Annotated in this window: 16 protein-coding genes and 1 pseudogene; 10 read left to right on the top strand and 7 right to left on the bottom strand. The window is 40.0% G+C overall.

Annotation, left to right across the window (positions count from 1 at the left end):
* Positions 1-98: 98 nt before the first annotated feature.
* On the top strand, positions 99-1,370 hold the full coding sequence (locus H8B19_RS15465; RefSeq protein ID WP_186507795.1) for an MBL fold metallo-hydrolase: 1,272 nt from the start codon (positions 99-101) through the stop codon (positions 1,368-1,370).
* Positions 1,371-1,420: 50 nt separating this feature from the next.
* On the opposite strand, the gene cadR is transcribed toward H8B19_RS15465, so the two are convergent.
* Positions 1,421-1,810, bottom strand: a complete 390-nt coding sequence (gene cadR / locus H8B19_RS15460) for a Cd(II)/Pb(II)-responsive transcriptional regulator (RefSeq protein ID WP_186507794.1) — start codon at positions 1,808-1,810, stop codon at positions 1,421-1,423.
* Positions 1,811-1,888: 78 nt separating this feature from the next.
* On the opposite strand from cadR, the gene H8B19_RS15455 reads away from it, so the two are divergent.
* The 7 genes from H8B19_RS15455 (at position 1,889) to H8B19_RS15425 (ending at position 10,435) form a co-directional block, all read left to right on the top strand.
* Positions 1,889-2,548, top strand: coding sequence for a cation efflux transmembrane domain-containing protein (locus H8B19_RS15455; protein ID WP_186507793.1), 660 nt, complete (start codon positions 1,889-1,891; stop codon positions 2,546-2,548).
* 10 nt (positions 2,549-2,558) lie between these two features.
* Positions 2,559-3,284 (top strand): transglutaminase-like domain-containing protein, encoded by a 726-nt coding sequence (locus tag H8B19_RS15450; RefSeq protein WP_186507792.1) that lies wholly within the window; start codon positions 2,559-2,561, stop codon positions 3,282-3,284.
* Complete coding sequence (locus tag H8B19_RS15445) at positions 3,277-4,167, top strand: cation diffusion facilitator family transporter (protein WP_186507791.1); 891 nt, start codon at positions 3,277-3,279, stop codon at positions 4,165-4,167. Before H8B19_RS15450 ends, H8B19_RS15445 begins: the two co-directional genes overlap by 8 nt.
* 61 nt (positions 4,168-4,228) lie before the next feature.
* Complete coding sequence (locus H8B19_RS15440; RefSeq protein ID WP_186507790.1) at positions 4,229-4,579, top strand: hypothetical protein; 351 nt, start codon at positions 4,229-4,231, stop codon at positions 4,577-4,579.
* An 82-nt stretch (positions 4,580-4,661) separates the two neighbouring features.
* Positions 4,662-5,879, top strand: a complete 1,218-nt coding sequence (locus tag H8B19_RS15435) for a TolC family protein (RefSeq protein WP_085286038.1) — start codon at positions 4,662-4,664, stop codon at positions 5,877-5,879.
* Positions 5,880-5,933: 54 nt separating this feature from the next.
* Positions 5,934-7,223, top strand: coding sequence for an efflux RND transporter periplasmic adaptor subunit (locus H8B19_RS15430; protein ID WP_186507789.1), 1,290 nt, complete (start codon positions 5,934-5,936; stop codon positions 7,221-7,223).
* 11 nt (positions 7,224-7,234) lie between these two features.
* On the top strand, positions 7,235-10,435 hold the full coding sequence (locus H8B19_RS15425; RefSeq protein WP_186507788.1) for an efflux RND transporter permease subunit: 3,201 nt from the start codon (positions 7,235-7,237) through the stop codon (positions 10,433-10,435).
* 125 nt (positions 10,436-10,560) lie between these two features.
* On the opposite strand, the gene H8B19_RS15420 is transcribed toward H8B19_RS15425, so the two are convergent.
* From H8B19_RS15420 to mltF, 5 genes and pseudogenes are all read right to left on the bottom strand, one after another.
* Positions 10,561-10,890, bottom strand: a complete 330-nt coding sequence (locus H8B19_RS15420; protein ID WP_186507787.1) for a hypothetical protein — start codon at positions 10,888-10,890, stop codon at positions 10,561-10,563.
* A gap of 4 nt (positions 10,891-10,894) precedes the next feature.
* Positions 10,895-11,929 (bottom strand): hypothetical protein, encoded by a 1,035-nt coding sequence (locus tag H8B19_RS15415; protein WP_186507786.1) that lies wholly within the window; start codon positions 11,927-11,929, stop codon positions 10,895-10,897.
* 208 nt (positions 11,930-12,137) lie between these two features.
* Complete coding sequence (locus H8B19_RS15410) at positions 12,138-12,500, bottom strand: hypothetical protein (protein ID WP_186507785.1); 363 nt, start codon at positions 12,498-12,500, stop codon at positions 12,138-12,140.
* A 201-nt stretch (positions 12,501-12,701) separates the two neighbouring features.
* Positions 12,702-14,490, bottom strand: a pseudogene (locus H8B19_RS15405) (ABCB family ABC transporter ATP-binding protein/permease).
* Between the two features lie 191 nt (positions 14,491-14,681).
* Complete coding sequence (gene mltF, locus H8B19_RS15400; protein WP_338401534.1) at positions 14,682-16,193, bottom strand: membrane-bound lytic murein transglycosylase MltF; 1,512 nt, start codon at positions 16,191-16,193, stop codon at positions 14,682-14,684.
* A gap of 214 nt (positions 16,194-16,407) precedes the next feature.
* On the opposite strand from mltF, the gene purL reads away from it, so the two are divergent.
* Positions 16,408-20,286, top strand: a complete 3,879-nt coding sequence (gene purL, locus H8B19_RS15395) for a phosphoribosylformylglycinamidine synthase (RefSeq protein ID WP_186507783.1) — start codon at positions 16,408-16,410, stop codon at positions 20,284-20,286.
* A 321-nt stretch (positions 20,287-20,607) separates the two neighbouring features.
* Positions 20,608-20,751: a hypothetical protein gene (locus H8B19_RS15390; RefSeq protein ID WP_186507782.1), complete on the top strand. Its 144-nt coding sequence runs from the start codon at positions 20,608-20,610 to the stop codon at positions 20,749-20,751.
* A 97-nt stretch (positions 20,752-20,848) separates the two neighbouring features.
* Here the strand turns inward: H8B19_RS15390 and H8B19_RS15385 are convergent, their stop codons facing one another.
* Positions 20,849-21,721, bottom strand: coding sequence for a hypothetical protein (locus tag H8B19_RS15385; protein ID WP_186507781.1), 873 nt, complete (start codon positions 21,719-21,721; stop codon positions 20,849-20,851).
* Positions 21,722-21,839: the final 118 nt, after the last annotated feature.

The raw sequence follows: 21,839 nt of genomic DNA, 5'->3' as shown, positions 1-21,839 counted from the left end.
AAGGCTAGGACTGCAAAAAATTCATTTGTAAAAGCAATTTAAAATTTTACTTTAAATAGTTAAACTAGTTCAAAAGGCATAAAAATATCGAGATGTAATTGGGATTAGTTGTACAGGGAAACGTAGTCCATGTCGATCATGACAATAAAGAATGGTTAAAAACCACACCTCATGGCAACCCCACTACAGAAGTTGTTGAGGGTCTGACAGTTTATTGTCTATTTAAAAGGCTGTTAGCATCCCGAAAATCAAGAAGAAAACACCGCAATAATATTCCCGGTGACAACTGCCCGATAATTTACGCATTAAAAGGTAAAGATAACCTCACTACAAATATTTCGAGCATCAAAAAACTAGAAAAATTATTATCCGATTATATTGTTTGGCACGATGTTCTCAAACGGGTGGTTATATTTTCTGTTCTTGCTACATGCTTATTTTTATTCTTGTTAGTCCTCGACAATAAACACCAGACTGCATCAGCTCCTTTATCTCAAGATTGGTCATCAAAAAGTTTTAAGGCTATTTCAATTAAGAACAGCACCAATACACTATCTGTCACACCAGTTGTTAATTATTACGGGGAGCGGGGATTTGCAACTGAGTCTGGCGTGTCGTATCTAATACAAACCGACGAACACACTATTTTGTTCGACTTAGGACATAATCATAAAGAATTACTTGTGTCGCCACTTGAGCAAAACCTTGAGCGTTTAGGTGTTGCTCCGAAAGATCTTGACGCTATTTTTATCAGTCATTTTCACCGCGATCATATTGGCGGACGCGTATGGGAAGATAAAAATAGTATAGGGTTTGGATTCAATCAACCAGCCCTAGAAAACACATCAATTTTCGCGCCTGTACCACTCACGTACCCCGGCGTTAATATCAACGTAATACGAGAACCCAAGCCTTTGTTTAATGCGCTTGCTTCAACCGGGCCAATACCAAGACAATTAGTTTTAGGTAAGATCGACGAACAAGCATTAGTCATTAATGTAAAAAATAAAGGGTTGGTCGTAATTGTTGGATGCGGGCATCAAACGTTGAATAAACTTATCAGCCACATAGATAAATATTTTGACGTTCCCCTTTACGGTCTAATTGGCGATGTTCACTTACCTCTTGAACAAGGCCGATTACATATTGCAGGTATCGATATCCAGCGACGATTAGCATCTGGCGAAGGACTATTTTCACCTATTGATAAACAAGATGTACTTAACGACATTAATTTAATGTCCCGTAAACTCAAAATGGTTGCATTAGGTACTCACGATACAAGCGATAAATCGCTATTGCTAGTTGAAAAGGAGTTTACAGGGGAACTAAAGTCTGTTCGTGTGGGTAAGAAAATAACTATTAATTAGCCTGTATCAATAATCAAGGTGAGTTAAAAAAGAGTCTTTTATACATCACTTTAGCTATCTAATGACTTAATTATCCCACACCCTTCAATGGTATTATCAGAATTACACGTACTAGCCATTTGTTGTAATTCGTTTTTTAAGGCTTTTAATTCTTTCATGCGTTTATTTACCAAAGCTAATTGTTGCGCAATCAGCGCATTTACACTTGAGCAACTTTCCTCTGGTTTATTTTTTAGGTCGATGAGACGTTTAATATCAATCAGAGAGATATCGAGACTGCGACAATGTTTTACGAATTCTAATTGCTTCAAAGCGGTAACGTCATACAATCTGAAGTTACCTTCTGTCCGCTCAGGCTCAGAAAGTAAGCCTTCTCTTTCATAGTATCTGATCGTTTGTATAGAACAACCGGATGTTTTCGATAATTCACCTATTTTCATAATATTTTCTTTTAAACTTGACCCTATAGTTACTATAGGTTTTACACTTGAATTATACAAGTAAGGCGGAGTTAAAAAATGAGCGGTTGTGGCTGTGAAGTAGAATTAAAAGATGACCAACAAAAAACAGTGCTTTATTGGCTTTTAGCTATAAATGCCACGATGTTTGTATTTGAAATTGGTTTAGGTTGGTTATCTGAATCAACCGCATTAATTGCTGATTCGTTAGATATGCTAGCTGATGCTATCGTCTATGCCATTGCCTTATATGCCGTGGGGAAGTCAATCCAACATAAAGCTAATGCAGCATTAGTAAGTGGTTATTTCCAATTGGGGTTAGGGGTTCTAATTCTTCTCGATATAGCTAGGCGACTAGTTGGAGAAAGTGAGCCTCATTCTTGGTTTATGATTGGAGTTGGTTCTGTGGCTTTAATCGCTAATGTCATTTGTTTGATGCTTATACGAAAACACAACAATGATGAAGTGCATATGAGGGCTAGCTGGATATTTTCAGCTAATGATGTGATCGCAAACCTTGGTGTCGTACTTGCTGGCATACTTGTCATGGTGCTAGAACAACGCTGGCCTGATATTGTTATTGGTAGCATCATTTCAATGTTAATTCTTCGAGGTGCTTACATGATATTAACGGATGCCAAACAAGAATTAGTATCGGCTCAATATACATCTGAAGTATCAGATAAAAATAAACAATCAACCTGCTGCAATTCAAAGTAAGGAAGCTCTTATGAATCAAGAATATCTTAAAAAAACTGAGATAGTTAATTTTGAACACCCCACTATCCAATCATTAATAACAGAGCGAAAATGGCATGAACTTGATGACTACAACAAGATTGGCACTGCTTATCAGTTTGTAAAAGACGAAATACTATTTGGCTATAACGAAAGCGACGATATTTCCGCAAGTGAAGTTTTATCTGACGGATACGGGCAATGTAACACTAAGGGCAACCTTTTAATGGCCTTATTACGTGGATTAAGAATTCAGTGCCGATTTCACGGGTTTACAATAGATCAGCAATTACAAAAAGGAGCTATTCCTACCTATGTCTTTTGGTTAGCGCCCAAATACATTATTCACAGTTGGGTTGAAGTTTACTTTGAAGGACGTTGGATCAACTTAGAGGGCTTTATTTTAGACAATCAATATCTCACTTCAATACAGCAAAAGTTTAATCAAATAAAAGACAATTTCTGTGGTTATGGTGTTGCAACAAAATGTTTTTCATCACCAGATACAGATTGGCGCGGAACCGACACATATATTCAAAAAGAAGGGATTCACGACGACTTTGGACTTTATAATTCCCCTGATGAGTTTTATCTTGAGAAAGGCACTAATTTGTCTGGAGTCAAACGCTGGATGTATCAAAAAGTGATCCGCCACCTAATAAATTTCAATGTCACTAATCTAAGAAAAAATAAAGCGCTGGAGGTACAAAATGCATAGTCATAGTCATCAACATGGAACAGACGACAGGATTGGTTGGGCATTTTTTCTGAATGTTACCTTTACGATCATCGAATTTATTGGTGGTTGGCTCACCAACAGTACCGCTATTATGGCTGATGCGGTGCATGACTTAGGAGATAGTTTATCGATTGGCTTTGCATGGATATTAAGTCGTTTTTCAAACAAAGCAGCACCAGATAAATACAGCTATGGTTATCGCCGACTTACACTGTTCGGGGCATTGGTAAATGGCGTTGTATTAGTAATTGGCTCAATTTGGGTTTTGTTTGAAGCAATACCAAGGCTAACCACCCCTGAAATGCCTGTAGTTGAAGGAATGTTAGGGTTAGCGATACTCGGTGTTGCCGTAAATGGGTATGCCGTATTCAAATTAAAAGCTGGGGAAACTTTAAATGAAAAAGTACTAACTTGGCACTTACTGGAAGATGTTCTGGGTTGGGTCGCCGTTCTAATTGTTACAATTGTGTTGTTATTTGTAGAACTGCCAATACTAGACCCACTGCTATCAATTGGTTTTACATTATTTATTTTATTTAATGTTTTCAGAAATCTAAAATCTACACTTGTTTTGTTTCTTCAAGCCGCTCCAGATGAAGAAACTCAACAAAATATCAAACAAACTTTAATTAAATTACCTGAAGTTAATGGGGTTCATCACATGCACTTTTGGTCGTTAGATGGAGAAAGTCATGTACTAACTGCTCATTTGGAGTTATCTAAAAACTCAAGTGTGAATGAACTCGTTGCATTAAAACAAACTATCGCAATTGAACTTTCAGAATATAAATTGTCTCATACAACCATTGAGTTTGAGTTTCCTAAAGAAACTTGCAGAGATGAGCATGAAAAAGTAACATAGAGCTAGTCTCAACTGTCGCTTCTTGTTATAGTTTTATCTCACAATTTTATGGGTGTCTATTTTGAATTTCACTGTTGCTTTAAGGATAATATTAGTTCTTTCGATTGTTCTACAATCGATAAGCTCTATTGCGTCTGCAACTTCTGAGAATCATCAAATCGATGTAGAGCACCTGCAAACTCAACATGACCATAAAGATGATCGCGATATTTTAAATGAAAACGCTGATGATGAACCTCATGATATCAAGGATTGTCATCATTGTGGTCATTGTAGCGGCAGCCACTTATCTTGGATATTAATTAGCAATTCAAATAGTGCAACAAAGTTATATAACAACAATCTAATACCTTATCAATTCGATCAAACAAAAGAATTTTTAGACGCTATATTACGCCCACCTATTTCTTAAATTTCTAAATTTATATCCGTCCATTTATCGATTAAAAATCGGTAAATGAGAGATGATTAATACTTAAAATTTAAGAAGTCTTATGTATAAATATATAAAAAATACAGGCACTTGCCTGTCATTCTGCCTGCTTGTAAGTATTTCATATGCCGCTTACAGCAAGCAAAAAAGTGAGTCGTGGTTAGACACACAAATAAATAAAGATCCCGAAATAATTGAAGCAAGAGAGTTGTTAATCGCAAGCAATCATCATGCAAAAAGCTTAACTCAGGCAATATATAACCCTGAGCTTGACGCAAGTTTTGAGAAAGAAGGTGATTTTAATAACTATTCAATCGGTTTGAGTCAGACCATTGATTTTTGGGATAAACGCTCTGCCAATACGTCAATTGGCGAGATAACTCTTTATGCCAGCCAGCAGCACTTATTGAATTTAATCGATTCAAAAAAGGCCGATGCGTTAATTGCTTTGACAAATTGGCAATCAGCGAAAGATACTGCACAGCTATTTACGGAGAGAGAAAGTCAACTGCAAACCTTACTTAGTATTGTGGAAGACAAACAAAAGGCGGGAATACTTGAGCCTCTAGATGCTGAGCTGGTTTACTTAAACTTGTCTCAAGTTTTTAGTGAAATAGCTGAATATCAAATAGAGCTAAAAAATGCTGAGGTTAAAGTTAAAGAGCTGCTGCCTGATTGGACACCAGAGTTAGCCAGTAAAATCTCTATTGATTTCGATGTTGAAAACTATTCATACAAAGCTGAATGGATTGAACAACACCCCCAAGTACAATTGGCTAAAGCAAAATGGAAAGAGCAACAAGCTAAAGCACAACTAACAACCATAGAGAATAAAGCTAATCCCACCATAGGGATTAGCGCAGGAAAAAATAGTGACGATAATATCGTTGGCTTAACATTCTCTATGCCTTTGAATATCAGAAATAACTATTCCGATGCTACTAAAGCGGCATATTCAGAAGCCGTTGCTGCGGAAGCTTATTTCCAATCCATTTATCGAAAACGCTCTTTTGAAGCTCAGGCCAACTATGAATCCCTCATGATCAGTAAAAAATACTATCAGCGATGGCAAAACCTTATGCAAAACCGAATTGATAATAGCGCGAGGTTGCTAAACGCTCGTTGGGAGGCTGGAGACATCAATACTTCAGACTATCTAATAGCGTTGAGCCAAAGAGCTGATGGATTGCACTCAGGCATTCAACTAGAAAAACAATTTAGACTCTCTGAAATAGCCTTCATTTGGAGCATGGGTCAATTATCTAAGTTTAAGATTTAATTAGTTAAAACGGCAATTAGAAATCTTAAACGTTAAAAGAATATAGGTAAAAAAATGAATACATTATTTAGCAAAAAATTATTAGCAATAGTAATTAGTGGACTTTTTTTAGGTGGGACATTAAGCGGTGAAGTGTATGCTCTACAAGTAAATACAATTGAACCTGTAACAGCAAATCCCAAAAAACATAAACACGAACACTCGGAAAGTGAAGAAAATCATGTAGAAGAAGGCCATCAGGAAAATGAAGGCAACCATTCTGAAAAAGACACAGAACATGACGAACATGGTCACGACCAAGAGAGCAAAAATAAAGAAACTGAAGAGGAACATGAAGAAGGTATTACTCTAAGCCCTCAAAAAATGTCACTAGCCAATATTAAAGTTCAAAGCATAAGACCTGATTATCAATTCAGTACAATCTATGCGCCCGGAGAGGTCAAAGTAGATGGTTATAGCAGCTATGTCGTTTCTCCCCGTACCGAGTCAGTGATAATAAGCAGACATACTGCACTCGGTGAACACGTAGAAAAAGGACAAAAGCTGGTCACCCTATTTAGTGAAGCAATGGCTCAAGCTCAAGCTGACTACTTGATTGCGTCAACTGAATGGCAGCGAGTAAAGAAATTAGGCAACAAAACAGTAAGTGAAAGTCGTTTACTTCAGGCTCAAACCACATTTAACGCCACATACGGAGAACTTATCGCACTAGGGTTAACTGAAAAAGCGATAAAAGACATATCAAATAAAGACATAACTTCGTTTGGCCAATATTCGCTAGTAGCTCAGCGAGAAGGAGTAGTTTTACAAGATGACTTCACCCAAGGCCAACGAGTCGATGCGGGTGATACTATCATGCTTTTGGCAGATGAAAATAAGCTGTGGGTGGAAGCTAAAGTATCACCCAACAAAAAGCTCAATCTATCAATCAACTCTCCGGCAATAGTTAAATTAGAAGGAGAGGATTATAAGGCAAAAGTTATTCAGGAAGCCCACACGATTGATCCCATCACTAGAACTCGAATCATTCGCCTAAGTGTTAATAATGCAGATGACAATCTCCATTCAGGCATGTTTGTTAAAGTATATTTTCAATTTGCCACTGAACAAAAAGTTATGGCCGTTCCAGAAGAAGCGCTAATTAGAAGTGCGGACGGAGATTGGACCGTATTTGTTGAGGATCATCCCGGTGAATTCAAAGCGACAGAGGTTGAGTTAGGTCGTTCTCTAGGTAATTTCAGAGAAATATTCGGTTTAGAAAGTGGTACTCGTGTGGTCACTCAAGGAGCGTTTTTTGTTGCTTCTGAAATAGCTAAAGGCGGATTTGATCCGCATAACCATTAAGGAGAGCCGCTATGTTTAATAAAATTATAGATTGGTCTGTAAACAACCGACTCCTTATTTTGATTGCCTTATTTGCCACTATTGTTGGCGCAATAATGGTGATCCCAAAACTGAACTTGGATGCTTTCCCTGATGTGACTAATGTTCAAGTCGCGGTTAATACAGAAGCGCCGGGGCTTGCCGCAGAAGAAGTAGAACAACTCATCACTTATCCGATTGAAGCGGTCATGTATGCGTTACCTGATGTTGAACAAGTACGTTCAATTTCCAAAACGGGGCTGTCTGGCGTTACTGTCATTTTTAAAGAAGGGACTGATATCTATTTTGCACGGCAGCTCGTCTTTGAACGGCTTCAAGCTGCAAAAGAGTTGATACCTGACGGTGTAGGTACGCCTGAAATGGGACCAAATACGTCAGGGTTGGGTCAAGTATTTCAATACTTGCTCGTGTCAGATAAAGACGCAGGATATGACTCAATGGCGCTCAGAAGCCTCAATGATTGGATAATCAAATTGCTAATTATGCCAGTTGATGGTGTCACAGATGTCTTATCTTTCGGAGGTAATGTTAGGCAATATCAAGTGAACATAGCTCCCTCTAAGCTCCTTGCATATGGATTGTCGCAAGAAGATATCGTTAATGCACTTGATAGTAACAATGCCAACGTTGGCGGTTGGTATATGAACCGAGGACAAGAGCAGCTTGTTATTCGAGGAACGGGTTGGTTCGAAAGTGGTGAAGCAGGCATTAGCAACATTAAGCAAGTACCTGTAAAAACCGTAGATGGTACTGTTGTGACGGTTTCTGATGTCGCCAAAGTTGAACTAGGTAGTGAAATTCGACAAGGTGCGGTCACTATGACCCGTAAAACGTCCGAAGGAAAAGTTGAAAACCTAGGTGAAGTTGTATCAGGCATTGTACTCAAGCGTATGGGTTCCAATACAAAAGCAACCATTGATGGTATTAATGCACGAATTCCACTAATCAATCAGGCATTACCTAAAGGTGTTCGATTCGAACCCTTCTATGATCAAGCTGATTTAATCGAACAAGCTGTCAGTACTGTAGTCAATGCACTAGCACTTGCCTTTATCTTTATTTGTATCGTGCTTGCCCTGTTCTTAATGAATTTAAGAGCAACGTTTCTTGTTCTTATTTCCATTCCAATATCGGTAGGTATTGCATTAATGATCATGGCTTGGTGGGGAATTTCTGCCAATCTTATGTCACTAGGTGGCATTGCCGTAGCTATTGGTATGCTTGTGGACGGCTCAGTGGTCATGGTTGAAAATATGTTTAAACATTTAAACCACCCTGATTCAACACACCAACAAAGTGTAGAAGCTCGTGTTCCTTGTGATGATACTGATCCCTTTGCAATAGAAAAAGATGATCATGGTATCGATTTGCGGCTAAAAGAAGCAGGCAAAGAAGTGGCTCGCCCAGTATTTTTTGCTGCTTCTGTCATTTTAGTCGTGTTCTTGCCTTTGTTTAGCTTTGAAGGTGTCGAAGCAAAATTATTCCAGCCAATGGCAATTAGTATTATTCTAGCCATCATTTCAGCTATTGTTGTTGCCTTGTTTGTCGTACCAGCACTTGCCACTTTCATGTTCAAAAAAGGCATAAAAGAAAGAGATAGCTTTGTCCTTAAACCTTTAGATAAGCTATATAAAAATGGGCTTAAGTTTGCACTTAAACGCACCAAGTTAATTGTTGTTACCTCGCTAATTATGGTTGTTTCTGCCTTTTCAATTGCACCTTACATAGGTACTGAATTCGTTCCAGAGCTAGAAGAAGGGACAATTAACTTAAGAGCAACTCTTGCTCCTTCTTCTAGTTTAGATACTGCATTGATGGTTTCACCTATATTAGAAGAAAAGTTGATGGCATTTCCTGAAGTTACCTATGCGCTAAGCCGCATCGGACGTGCTGAAATAGGCGGCGACCCTGAACCAGTTAATAACATTGAAATTTATATCGGACTAAAACCCGTGTCCGAGTGGACCAGTGCTTCAAACCGTTATGAACTGCAAAACAAAATGGAACAATCGCTTGAAGAGTTTCCGGGACTTTTACTGAACTTTTCTCAACCAATTGCTACCCGTGTCGATGAGTTACTATCTGGTGTAAAAGCACAACTAGCGATAAAGCTGTTTGGGCCAGACCTCAATCAATTGGCAGTTAAAGGGCAAGAAATAGAATCGGCAATTAAAGAAGTTGAAGGCGCTAGAGATGTTGCGCTTGAACAAATAGCTGGTGAAGCTCAATTAGTTGTAAAGCCAAACAGACAAGAGCTTTCACGTTTTGGCCTATCGGTCGGTGATATAATGGAAGTGATACGAGATGGTATAGGTGGAGTTGAAGCAGGACAAATCATCAACGGGAATGAGCGTTATGATATATATGTGCGTTTAGAAAAAGAATATCGTAGTAATAAAGAAGCTATTTCTGATATTCGCATTCAGTCACCTACAGGTTCTTGGGTTCGTCTTGGTGATGTTGCAACAATCTCTTTTGAGTCAGGCCCTCCGCAAGTGAGAAGAGATGATGTGCAACGACGTGTTGTTATCCAAGCCAACGTGCAAAATAGAGATATGGGCAGTGTTGTTGCCGATATCAGACAAGTAATCGCCGAGAAAGTCGATTTACCTGCTGGCTACTCTGTTGCCATTGGTGGTCAATTTGAAAGTCAACAACGAGCACAACAACGGTTAGCTATAGTGGTTCCTTTATCTTTGGCGCTAATTGCTCTTTTGCTTTACTTCGCATTTGGCTCAGTTGGTCAAGCCATGTTGATTTTAGTTAATGTCCCATTAGCTGTTATCGGCGGTGTTTTCTCCTTATATTTGTCTGGGCAATACTTGTCCGTGCCAAGCTCCGTTGGCTTCATTACACTATTTGGTGTTGCAGTGTTAAATGGTGTGGTTATGGTTGAAAGTATTAACCAGCGTATTCAAGATGGTTTGGAAACTACTGATGCAATATTTGACGGGGCTACTTCCCGATTAAGACCTGTGCTAATGACCGCAATCACCTCAGCGTTAGGGCTAATTCCGATGTTAATGTCTAATGGGGTTGGCGCGGAAATTCAACGCCCCTTAGCAAGTGTAATTGTTGGCGGTTTGATCACAGCAACATTACTCACATTGTTTGTTTTGCCTGTATTGTATCGCTGGTTCTCCAAGAAGAAAATTGAGGAGCTTTCGCGCTAACAGTACAGCATAATTTATGAAGTTTCCAAGCTAAAACCTAGGATTGGAAGCTTCATCGTGCGATCCAATATCGCGTTTTTCACTCCTTCAAAGCGAGCGTAAAACAAACTATGATAAATAGCAGACTATTGTGGCTGCTTTCTTAATGCTAAAATCGTTTCAGGCGAATATTGCCCAAAGCGAATAACAGCAAGTTCATCAGTCGTTATCTTAAATAATTTGGGTTCATCGCCTATTGAATAGCAGTTACCGTTGTGAGTGATGACCTCCATCCTGTTATCAACAAAACTTTTGCTAACAATTATTGAAGTAACAATTTGCTCATAGGGACGAAATCTAAATGTTTCATCTTCGATTACCTGACCAGCTAACACATCGCCTAAATAAGCCTTATTAGCGTCTAAACTGTCAAAAACAGAAACAATACTTGCATCGACTAAAAATGTTTTTTCCATCAGCTTATACCGCCTCTTTTACCTTGTTCGGTCTAAATCCCACGGAAAAGCGATTACCTTTTAACACAAACCAGTCACTGCTAGCATCAGTGTGTGACATTAGGATTTTCTTTTGCTCTATTTGCTTGTCTGTGAGAACTTCATGATTCACGAATGAGGTACTGATGCGGTGAGTTTCAAAAACCAGAGACTGTTGTTCAACTTTAATAATGTATTTCTGAAATTCCTTAGTATTTTTGACTAATAGATTTAGCTTAGGCAGCTCTGTATTTATTTTTTTAGCTTTTTCTGTGGGCAGCATAAAACCAAATACAATGTATCGCTTACGTCGTATGTGATAAAACGCTGGGGTTTCACTACCATTTTGTAATACGTCACCAAAGGCACTTTTCAGGTTGTTCTGAAGCCAATTTTTATGTTTCTCAATTTTGTTTCTTTCCGCACCTAAAGTAGCCTTATGGAGATTACTATCTTGTTTAAGTCTTCTTGAAAGATAAGTACTTATATTGTCGTATGACAACTTACTCAGTGGATATTTTGAAGCGACCAATCTAAATGTTCGCGTATGAACCAACAAATCAGCATAAAGCACTTCTGTAGGATCAGTCAGTGTACTAAAATAAGGTTTCCAATTTAATTGGAATTCAGCGCCTGTGTTTACAATAAAGCGAGACTCATCAAGTAACCCCATTGATTTATAAATCGCTGAGATTATTTGCAATTGTGGCTTTTCTATAAGATTAAGTGACACTATTCTTGCCGACATCACTTCAATTTCTTCATGAAGTTCATCAATCAATTCATCGTCATCAACTTCACAGATAAAAAGATACTTTAAAGTGTCATGTTCAAAAATGGCATGAAGATTATTTTTAGAATATTCCTGATGTAGGGCGTTTTCAGCAGCCGAGAAATTAGCGAAATTATAAACACCTCTCGCGAATAACCCTTCTGCTATTAATTCGGGAATCTCAAGTAACCACGCAAAAAGCTTGGCCTGATATTGAAGTTTAGTATGCAATTGCTCAAGCAAAATCATTTAGTTCTCCAAACAAAATTACGAACAAACAACGGCCTACAGGACACGATGTTTACTCAGTTTGAATCACCAAATTTTTTCGGATGCTCCGCTTCATTGTTCACGATTAACGATTTGAAAATCATGTGTAGGCATAGGCTGTCCGATCAGCCTTAATTTCATAATATCGCCAAAATTTAAAATGACAACTTACGTATTTGTATAATATTTAGTTGGATATTTTGTCTTTAAACTCTTGATAGCCAAGCCCAAAAAGGGATACAACGTTTTTTTCATCTAATGAAGACTTAGGAAATTTATTTTCAAATTTTTTTAGGATTTCGGAAATGTGCTGTTGTAATAATTTAAATAAAAATATCTCAGATTTCGGAGATAATGCAGTCAATGCGATTCTAGAATCACCAAAAGATTCAGAATTTAGGAATGATAATAGTTGACTATAACTGTCGCACCCATAAACACAAATAGCTAATGCTTCTTGGGCCTGTCCAAGGGGAATAGATAATAATTTAGATAATCGTTTTGCCTGCCTTTTTATGTTTACTAACAGGTCTTCTTTATTAAAAGACATCAATACACCAAAAAACGGCAACGCTAGGCCACGCACCTATGTCACTGAGTTTTTTTTGTGAATTATTTAATCTTTAGGTCAGAGTAAATCCATTTCGTCCTATTTTCGTGGGAACAGGCTTCTCTGAAAAGCCACCTATCTTATTATTGCATAACACGAATAATTAATGAATTAGGTAATATGGTGCTTTCACCTAACTGACTAAACTGAGCTACTTTGTTGAGCATTCCACAATTTTGCATATTCACTACCTAAATAAAGAAGTTCAGAATGTGTCCCTTGCTCCACGAGCTTTCCATCTCTTACAACAATGATCCTATCTGCATCTACAACTGTCGATAAACGGTGAGCTATTACAATACTTGTGACACCCTGTGAGATTTCTTTAAACGCGGCTAAAATAGCTTGCTCAGAATGACTATCTAGTGACGATGTTGCTTCGTCAAATATTAAAATGGGTGGATTCTTTAATATGGTTCGCGCTATAGCAACCCTTTGCTTTTCTCCTCCACTTAGTTTTAATCCCCTTTCACCAACCAACGTATCAACGCCTTCGGGTAGCTTTTCTATAAAAAGGTCTAAATGAGCAAGCTTTATTGCATTCAAAACAGCTTCATCTGAAGCATCAGGGTTTCCATATCTAACATTTTCAAAAATAGTATCATTAAAAAGCACGGTGTCTTGCGGAACAACACCAATTGCATTACGAAGAGACTTCAATGTTACATTTCTTATGTTTTGCCCATCTATATATAGAACCTTGCGAAACATCATAAAATCGAAATAAAAGCTTCACTAGTGTCGATTTTCCATGTCCACTAGGACCTACAATTGCCAGCTTCTCTCCCGCTCTAATTTCAAAGCTAACGTCCTTAACTATTTCCCTTTTTTCATTGTAGCTAAAGGAAACATTTTCAAAACTAATCGCCCCCGATCTAAGTATCAAGTCTTTCGCATCTTTATCTTCATTGATCTTAGGCTTTACCTTCAAAAGCCCAAACAATTGTTCAATGTTGGCTAAAGAGCCTTTAATTTCCCGATAAACAAACCCTAGGAAGTTTAAAGGTAGGAATAATTGCATTATGTATGCATTGATCAGTACAAAATCGCCAAGCGTAATACTTCCGTTAATAACGTTTTTTGCTGCCAAAATTAGCATTGCAGTGATGGCTATTGATATGATTAATGCCTGTCCACCGTTAAGAGCAAACAACGACAATCTGTTTTTACGCTTAGCTAATTCCCATTTTTCTAACTCCACATCATAACGATTTGCTTCATACTCTTCGTTAGAAAAATATTTCGTAGTTTCATAATTTAAAAGGGAATCAATAGCCTGATTATTGCTGCTTGAGTCCGCTTGATTCGCTTCTCTGATGAATTTAATACGCCATTCCGTAGCAAGTGCAGAAAAGCCAACATAAACAAAAACCGAAATAAACACGATAATTGCGAAACCTATTTCAAAGTTATAAAGCAAAATACCGATTATTAAGCCAATTTCTATTAAGGTTGGCACTATGTTAAACACCATAAACCTCATTAAAAAATTAAAGCCTGATGTACCACGCTCTATATCTCTAGCAAGTCCGCCTGTTTTCCGTTCTAAATGAAAGTCCAAATCCAAATTGTGTAAATGCTGAAAAACTTTAAGGCTAATTCTTCGGATAGTTCTTTCAGTCACACGCCCGAACAGTAAATCCCTAATTTCCCCAAACAATACATTTGCAAGCCTAAATCCCCCATATGCGACCAAAAGCCCAATAGGTAATGCAATGATTGCCGCTGGTTCATTGTTAGAAAGTTCCAGACCATCAACAATGTTCTTAAGAATGATTGGTATCGAAACACTCGCTAACTTAGCAAAAACCATAAAAGAGATTGCAATAGCAATTCTTGTTTTATGTTCAACAAGGTATGGGAATACGTACTTTAGTATTTTCCAATTGAATCCTTGTATTTCACTATCGCTAATCCGGCTTTGTCTCATATTATTCCAACATTACAATTTATATTTTTTGAACTGATGCAACTTGCAAGTTAGCAACACTTAAGCTATTTTAAACTGAATTTATATGTTACACATAAATCACCATAATTAGTTGTTTTAATTAAAGTTAAAAATATTCAACAATTATAGTTGCAACATTTATACAATCTTTTCATTATTGATTACTCGAGTTAACTGGTGCTGTCAGCGGCTTGCTGCTGTGCATCACCATTTAGTTCGGTTGTATCCGCTGGTGTTTGTTCAGTGGCAGGAGATGCATTCATTTGTGCTTCCTGCTGTTGTTTCAATTCTTCAGCGAGTCGTTGATCTTCCAACCATTTTAGCGTGTCGTAATAACGACGAATATTTGCTACGTAGGCTGTGGCTTCATTACCACGAGCATAACCATATTTGGTGGTTTTATAGTACTTTTTCTGACGAAGTAATGGTAAACGCTGTTTAACATCCACCCATAGATCCGGGCTGCCGCCTTGTTTCTCGGTTAGAATACGTGCATCTTCCACATGACCCCAACCCAGATTATATGCCGCTAAGGCAAACCAGGTACGATCAGGTTCCTTAATGCGTTCAGGGATACGTGATATAAGCTGTTGCACGTATTTCGCCCCGCCCTGAATACTCTGTTTGGGATCAAGACGTGATTTAATGCCCAAATCGCGTGCGGTTGCCAGGGTTAACATCATTAGCCCGCGAACACCGGTGGCCGAACGTGCGCGTTTATTCCAGTGGGATTCCTGATAGCTCATAGCTGCAAGCAGACGCCAGTCAAGATCGTCGGAATATTCAATAAACCAGTCGCGATATTTAGGCAGTACATCTTCCACCGCTTTAATAAACAAGCGAGTGTCTACATAATTAAATTGCTGCACATGACCGTAATATTTATCTTCCAGTGCGGTGAGTTCACCTGATTGCTGCATTTGCCCAAAATAATCGATCATCGCTGCAATTAAGGAGTCATCCACATCGGGACTTAACAGCCAGGCGACTTGCTGCTCTTCACCTAAGGTAAAAGCGATGCTCAGTTCAGGGTGTCGGCGGCGGATCACTGACAAAATATTCGAATCGGCAATAGTGTAATCCAGCTCACCATCCAGCACTTGCTCAAGTAATTCTGCTTCATCGGCGTCATTGGTTTCCTGCCACTGCAGTTCCGGGTATTCATTTTGTTCGAATTGCAGCATTTCTGCATGGCTGCTGCCCGCCACGACTTTGATGTTACCGTTTAATTCTTCTATGGTTTTAGGCCAGGGCTGACCTTGTTTAAATACCAGTTTCTGGCTGATTTGCTGATAAGCCGGTCCAAACCGAAAATGCTCAGCCCGCTCCGGGGTAATGGCTAAACCAGCGGCAACAATATCCAGATTACGTGATTGTATTTTGGGGAATAATTCATCGAGATTGTAGTAGGGGAAAATTTCCAGTTGCACACCGAGATAATCTGCAAACCCGGCAGCCAGTTCATATTCAAAGCCTTGCGGGCCTTCTGCGCCAATATAATAGGTGGTTTGTCCATAACGTGTGCCGACCTTTAACACCCCCTGATTCAGGATTTTCTGCAGGGTATTGGGCTCACTTTGGGGCTGACAGGCAGGTAGCAGGATAATACTTAACATCAGCAACATATTGCGGCATATATTAGTTAACGTTATGTTTTTCCTACAAAAGTTTGTCTTCGCCATTGGTACTCATCATCTTAAAATCTTCCGTTACATTGTGAACTGAATCAGAGCCGACTTCCAGCCAAAATATAATTAAATCGTAAATGGGTTAGTGCGAAAATTGTCCTTGATAATCATATTTTTAAGCGGCTTATTAACTGGCTTAATTAGGTGCTGATAGGGTATAATTCGCGGCCATAAATGATCCCCCAACTAACTTAATGGTATCGCCTTTATGTTGACTCTCCGTGGTGCGCCAGCGCTGTCTGATTTTCGTGTTAAAAAACTGCTTGAACAATTTGCTGCTCAGAATTTACCTGTCTCTGACATCTACGCTGAGTTTTATCATTTTGTTGATGTAAAACAGTCATTAAACGAGGCCGAACTGGCAGTGGTTGAAAAGCTACTGACCTATGGACCAAGTATGTCAGTGCATCAGCCTGCCGGTCAGTTAATTCTGGTGGTGCCACGTTTAGGTACGATTTCTCCCTGGGCATCCAAAGCGACAGACATCGCTCATAACTGTGGATTAGCACATATCGAACGTCTGGAACGCGGTTGTGCGTATTTTGTACAAAGCGACGTGGCGCTTACTGATGAGCAAATTAAACAGGTTGCAGCGTTAATTCATGATCGCATGACTGAAAGTGTGTTAACTGAGCTAAATGATGCTAATCAGCTATTCCGTCATGATCAGCCAGCACCGCTTAAAGAAGTGGACATTAAAGGGCTGGGCAAAGAGGCATTAGTGCGCGCCAATATCAATTTAGGTTTGGCATTGGCTGATGATGAAATTGATTACCTGTACGACAATTTCATGATTTTAGGGCGCAATCCTCACGATATCGAACTGTACATGTTTGCGCAGGCTAACTCAGAGCACTGCCGCCATAAAATATTTAATGCCGACTGGACCATTGATGGTGAACAACAGCCTAAGTCGTTGTTCAAAATGATTAAAAATACCTATGAAATGTGCAGCGATAATGTGCATTCCGCCTACAAAGATAATGCGGCGGTAATGGAAGGTTCGTTTGCCGGTCGTTTCTTTGCTGATGCCGATAGCGGTGAATATAACTATCACCATGAAGATATCGACATTCTGATGAAAGTCGAAACCCACAACCACCCTACAGCGATTGCGCCTTTTGCCGGTGCAGCAACTGGTTCTGGTGGTGAGATTCGTGATGAAGGTGCCACCGGGCGTGGCTCAAAACCTAAAGCTGGATTGGTTGGTTTTAGCGTTTCTAACCTACGTATTCCGGGGTTTGAACAGCCGTGGGAAACCGATTTTGGCAAGCCAGAGCGTATTGTATCCGCACTGGATATTATGATTGACGGCCCGTTGGGCGGCGCTGCGTTTAATAACGAATTTGGCCGTCCGGCTATTACCGGTTATTTCCGTACCTTTGAAGAAAAAGTAACTAGCCACAACGGTGATGAAATACGTGGCTACCACAAGCCAATTATGTTGGCGGGTGGCATGGGTAACATCCGTAAATCTCATACTCAAAAAGGTGAAATTACACCGGGGGCGAAACTGATTGCACTGGGTGGCCCGGCGATGAATATCGGTTTAGGTGGCGGCGCGGCATCTTCAATGGCCTCTGGCCAGTCAAATGAAGATTTAGATTTTGCGTCGGTTCAGCGTGATAACCCGGAAATGGAACGTCGTTGTCAGGAAGTGATTGACCGCTGCTGGCAATTAGGTGATGCCAACCCCATTCAGTTTATTCACGATGTAGGCGCTGGTGGTTTATCCAATGCCTTCCCTGAATTAGTTAACGACGGTGGCCGTGGCGGTCATTTCGAATTACGCAATGTAAATAATGATGAACCTGGCATGTCTCCACTGGAAATCTGGTGTAACGAATCTCAGGAACGTTATGTATTATCTGTCTCGCCGGAAAATATGGCGTTATTTGAAGATATTTGTGCCCGTGAACGCGCGCCGTATGCGGTAGTGGGTGAGGCGACCATCGCACCACACTTAACCGTAAATGACAGTCATTTTGATAATAAACCCATCGACTTACCTTTGGACGTATTGTTAGGCAAGCCACCTAAAATGCACCGTGATGTGCAAAGCCAGCAGGCGACAGGACAAGTATTATCTTTAGATAATATTGATTTAAAAGATGCTGCAGAACGTGTTTTGCGGTTACCGACCGTTGCTGAAAAAACCTTCCTAATTACCATTGGTGACCGCACGGTTACGGGGTTAGTTACCCGTGATCAAATGGTTGGTCCCTGGCAAGTGCCTGTAGCCGATGTAGGAGTTACCGCGGCTGCCTATGATACATACCATGGTGAAGCCATGGCGATGGGCGAACGTACCCCGGTTGCGTTATTAAATTACGCTGCATCAGCGCGTATGGCAGTGGCCGAAGCGATTACTAATATCGCGGCTGCTGATATTGGTGATATGAAACACATTAAATTATCCGCCAACTGGATGGCTGCTGCTGGTCACCCAGGTGAAGACGCCGGTTTATATGCTGCAGTGAAAGCGGTGGGTGAAGAATTGTGTCCGGCATTAGGTTTAACGATTCCTGTGGGTAAAGACTCGATGTCGATGAAAACTCAGTGGGATGATAAAGCCGTCACTGCGCCTTTATCACTGGTAATTACCGCTTTTGGTCGAGTGCAGGATGTGCGCAAAACAGCGACGCCACAGCTGCGTACCGACAAAGGTGAGACACGTCTGTTACTGATTGATTTAGGTCAGGGCAAAAACCGTTTAGGTGCCTCTTGTTTAGCGCAAGTTTATAAACAACTGGGCGATACCACGCCGGACCTGGATAAACCTGAGCTATTGAATGGTTTCTTCTATGCGATTCAATCCTTGCTGGCTGAGAAAAAATTACTGGCATACCATGACCGTTCTGACGGTGGTTTATTCACGACAGTTACCGAAATGGCCTTCGCTGGACATTGTGGTGTGGATATTGATATTTTCGCATTAGGTGACAATTTATCTGCGCTGTTTAACGAAGAATTAGGCGCTGTGATTCAGGTTAAAGCTGAGCACGTGGATGAGGTTAAAGCGCGTTTTGCAAAATACGATTTAGCCGGTTGTTTACATGATATTGGTTCGTTAAATACCGATGATCAGATACGTTTTAGCGCCAGTGGTCAGCAGGTATTGGCAGCGAGCCGCACCGAGTTCCGCACCATCTGGGCAGAAACAACCTATCGCATGCAGGCGTTACGTGATAACCCTGATTGCGCCAAACAGGAGTTTGATGCCAAGTTCGATCAACAAGATCCTGGTCTGCACTCAGAATTAAGCTTTGATCTGAATGAAGATGTCGCCGCACCTTATATTGCCAAAGGTATTGCCCCTAAAGTGGCCATTTTGCGTGAGCAAGGTGTCAACTCACATGTTGAAATGGCAGCGGTATTTGATCGCGCCGGTTTTAGTGCCATTGACGTGCATATGAGCGATATTTTATCGGGTCGTATCAAGCTCGATGATTTCCACGGTTTAGTCGCCTGTGGTGGTTTTAGTTACGGTGACGTATTAGGTGCCGGGGAAGGCTGGGCTAAATCGATTCTGTTTAATCAAATGGCGAAAGAGCAGTTCGAGCAGTTTTTCCATCGCGATAATACCTTCTCGCTAGGTGTGTGTAACGGCTGTCAGATGATGTCTAACCTTAAATCTCTGATACCGGGTGCCGATTTATGGCCGCACTTTGTACAAAACAAATCGGCACGTTTCGAAGCGCGATTCTCTTTAGTTGAGGTACAGGAATCACCTTCTGTCTTGTTTGCTGGTATGGCAGGCTCTCGTATGCCGATTGCTGTGTCTCACGGTGAAGGTCATGCGGAATTTGCCTCAGCTGATGTGGTAAATGCGGCGCAACAGGCCAATGCAGTTTCACTGAAGTTTGTTGACCACTATGGCAAGCCAACGGAGCAATACCCGGCTAACCCAAATGGTTCGGTTGGTGGTATCACAGGCCTTACGTCTAAAGATGGTCGTGCCACTATTATGATGCCGCACCCTGAGCGTGTTTTCCGTAGTGTTGCGAATTCATGGCATCCGGATGAATGGCAGGAAGATAGTCCCTGGGTGAGAATGTTCCGTAATGCGCGAGTATTTGTGGGATAAGGTGAAATTAAAATTGAATTAAATGGGTCTGTTAGACAGAGGAAATGCGGGAGCTTACGTTTTTCTCTGTTGTTTAATCCCTTTTAAGCTGAATGCTTACACTTCTTTTTAACGGTGCCAATTGGCACCGTTTTTTTATCTTAGTCGTCAGATTTGATCTTTGCTGTTGGTTAAATTGCAAAATTGTCGTTAAATTTTAATAAAATTAGCGGTTTACATTAAATCCCTATTGTAATATGCAAAAATGCTGTTTAGTATCTGAACAGTTACAAGTTTTTGATTTATAGCGCAAAAAACAATAATTACACAAAGAGAGTGTTTATGAATCGTACAGATAGAGGATTTGGGTTGTTTGGAGTGGTGTTTGCTGTGGTGCTGCTGGTATTGTCTGCCGTATTTGGTGCCAAGGCTGATGCTCAAAGTTTCACTGAATTATCAGTGTCACAATCTGAGGCAATTCAATAAGTTAATCTGATAGTGCGGTGAGCGGGCAGGGATATCTGTCTGGTTTTTTGTACGTTAAATTTTAAAAAAGGCGGTCATTGACCGCCTTTTTTATTGATTATTCTGAATAAAGTTCAATTTCGTCGATTTCAACAAAGTCATCACCGAAATTATTTTGTACCAATAAACGCAAATGCTGTACGTTAATAGCGGCATTGAATGATACTCCCTGATCGGCCAGTTGACTTAATTGTACCGATTGCAGATTGGTAAAGTTTGAACCGTCATTTGAGCCCTGAATAATAATATTACGGGGCAAACGGCCAAGCTTAAGAGATTTTGCATTGATCATAAAACGCATACCAGTGAGTTTAACTGTGTTTTCGTAACTTATTTGCAGCCAGATATCTTTGTTGAGACCCGTGCTTTCATCAACCTCTTTTTTCACCATCCAGATACCGCGACTGATTTTTTCATCCGCATCATCATTGATTTTATCTGCGTACATGTATCCATCAAACGCTGCAGCTGGATAATCTCCGCTGTAATAGTCACTGGCTGAATAACTGGATTCGGTCAGGCTATTGGTGTTAACCAAAGCAACGTTACCATATGCACCTGTACGTACCATTGAATTGGTATCACCACCACCTGAGTCGACACCATCATCGGAAACCATGGCCAGGTATTCTATATCACAGTTGTTTTCTTCGCTGGGGGTATAACCGATACGTAATGTACTGCCGTAATAACGTGCCTGAAAAACCATATCGATCCAGCTTTTGGAGTAACTTTCATTTGCTGCAAAATAGAATGGCCAGGTTTCACTTTTACAACTCAGGTATTCCTCATCTGCCAGTTTGACTCCTATTTTGACATTGCCGGTTTTGCCCAAATAAATATTGGTAATTTTTCCAATAAATTCTTCAGTATCAGCGGCCTGTGTTTGCATTGCCAACATTATGGCGGAAGCCAGTAGCCATTTGCGCATTGTGTACTCCTAAAACTAAAAATCCTGATGTTTCGTGTTCAACAGCAAATAATGTGCCTAAAAAGTCTGTGAGTTGAAATGCAGTAAAAAGCGATAAATGACATTAAATTAATACGTT

Source organism: Neptunicella marina (assembly GCF_014270035.1).
GTDB classification, from domain to species: Bacteria; Pseudomonadota; Gammaproteobacteria; order Enterobacterales; family Alteromonadaceae; genus Neptunicella; species Neptunicella marina.
The sequence above is the reverse complement of the archived record's forward strand: the minus strand, read 5'-3'. Positions and strand labels throughout refer to the sequence as shown.

What these genes read in the sequence shown, in the direction of transcription:
- cadR (WP_186507794.1), bottom strand. Translation starts at nt 1,810, where the DNA reads ATGAAAATAGGTGAATTATCGAAAACATCCGGTTGTTCTATACAAACG.
- H8B19_RS15455 (WP_186507793.1), top strand. Translation starts at nt 1,889, where the DNA reads ATGAGCGGTTGTGGCTGTGAAGTAGAATTAAAAGATGACCAACAAAAA.
- H8B19_RS15450 (WP_186507792.1), top strand. Translation starts at nt 2,559, where the DNA reads ATGAATCAAGAATATCTTAAAAAAACTGAGATAGTTAATTTTGAACAC.
- H8B19_RS15445 (WP_186507791.1), top strand. Translation starts at nt 3,277, where the DNA reads ATGCATAGTCATAGTCATCAACATGGAACAGACGACAGGATTGGTTGG.
- H8B19_RS15435 (WP_085286038.1), top strand. Translation starts at nt 4,662, where the DNA reads ATGTATAAATATATAAAAAATACAGGCACTTGCCTGTCATTCTGCCTG.
- H8B19_RS15430 (WP_186507789.1), top strand. Translation starts at nt 5,934, where the DNA reads ATGAATACATTATTTAGCAAAAAATTATTAGCAATAGTAATTAGTGGA.
- H8B19_RS15425 (WP_186507788.1), top strand. Translation starts at nt 7,235, where the DNA reads ATGTTTAATAAAATTATAGATTGGTCTGTAAACAACCGACTCCTTATT.
- H8B19_RS15420 (WP_186507787.1), bottom strand. Translation starts at nt 10,890, where the DNA reads ATGGAAAAAACATTTTTAGTCGATGCAAGTATTGTTTCTGTTTTTGAC.
- H8B19_RS15415 (WP_186507786.1), bottom strand. Translation starts at nt 11,929, where the DNA reads ATGATTTTGCTTGAGCAATTGCATACTAAACTTCAATATCAGGCCAAG.
- H8B19_RS15410 (WP_186507785.1), bottom strand. Translation starts at nt 12,500, where the DNA reads ATGTCTTTTAATAAAGAAGACCTGTTAGTAAACATAAAAAGGCAGGCA.
- mltF (WP_338401534.1), bottom strand. Translation starts at nt 16,193, where the DNA reads ATGGCGAAGACAAACTTTTGTAGGAAAAACATAACGTTAACTAATATA.
- purL (WP_186507783.1), top strand. Translation starts at nt 16,408, where the DNA reads ATGTTGACTCTCCGTGGTGCGCCAGCGCTGTCTGATTTTCGTGTTAAA.
- H8B19_RS15390 (WP_186507782.1), top strand. Translation starts at nt 20,608, where the DNA reads ATGAATCGTACAGATAGAGGATTTGGGTTGTTTGGAGTGGTGTTTGCT.
- H8B19_RS15385 (WP_186507781.1), bottom strand. Translation starts at nt 21,721, where the DNA reads ATGCGCAAATGGCTACTGGCTTCCGCCATAATGTTGGCAATGCAAACA.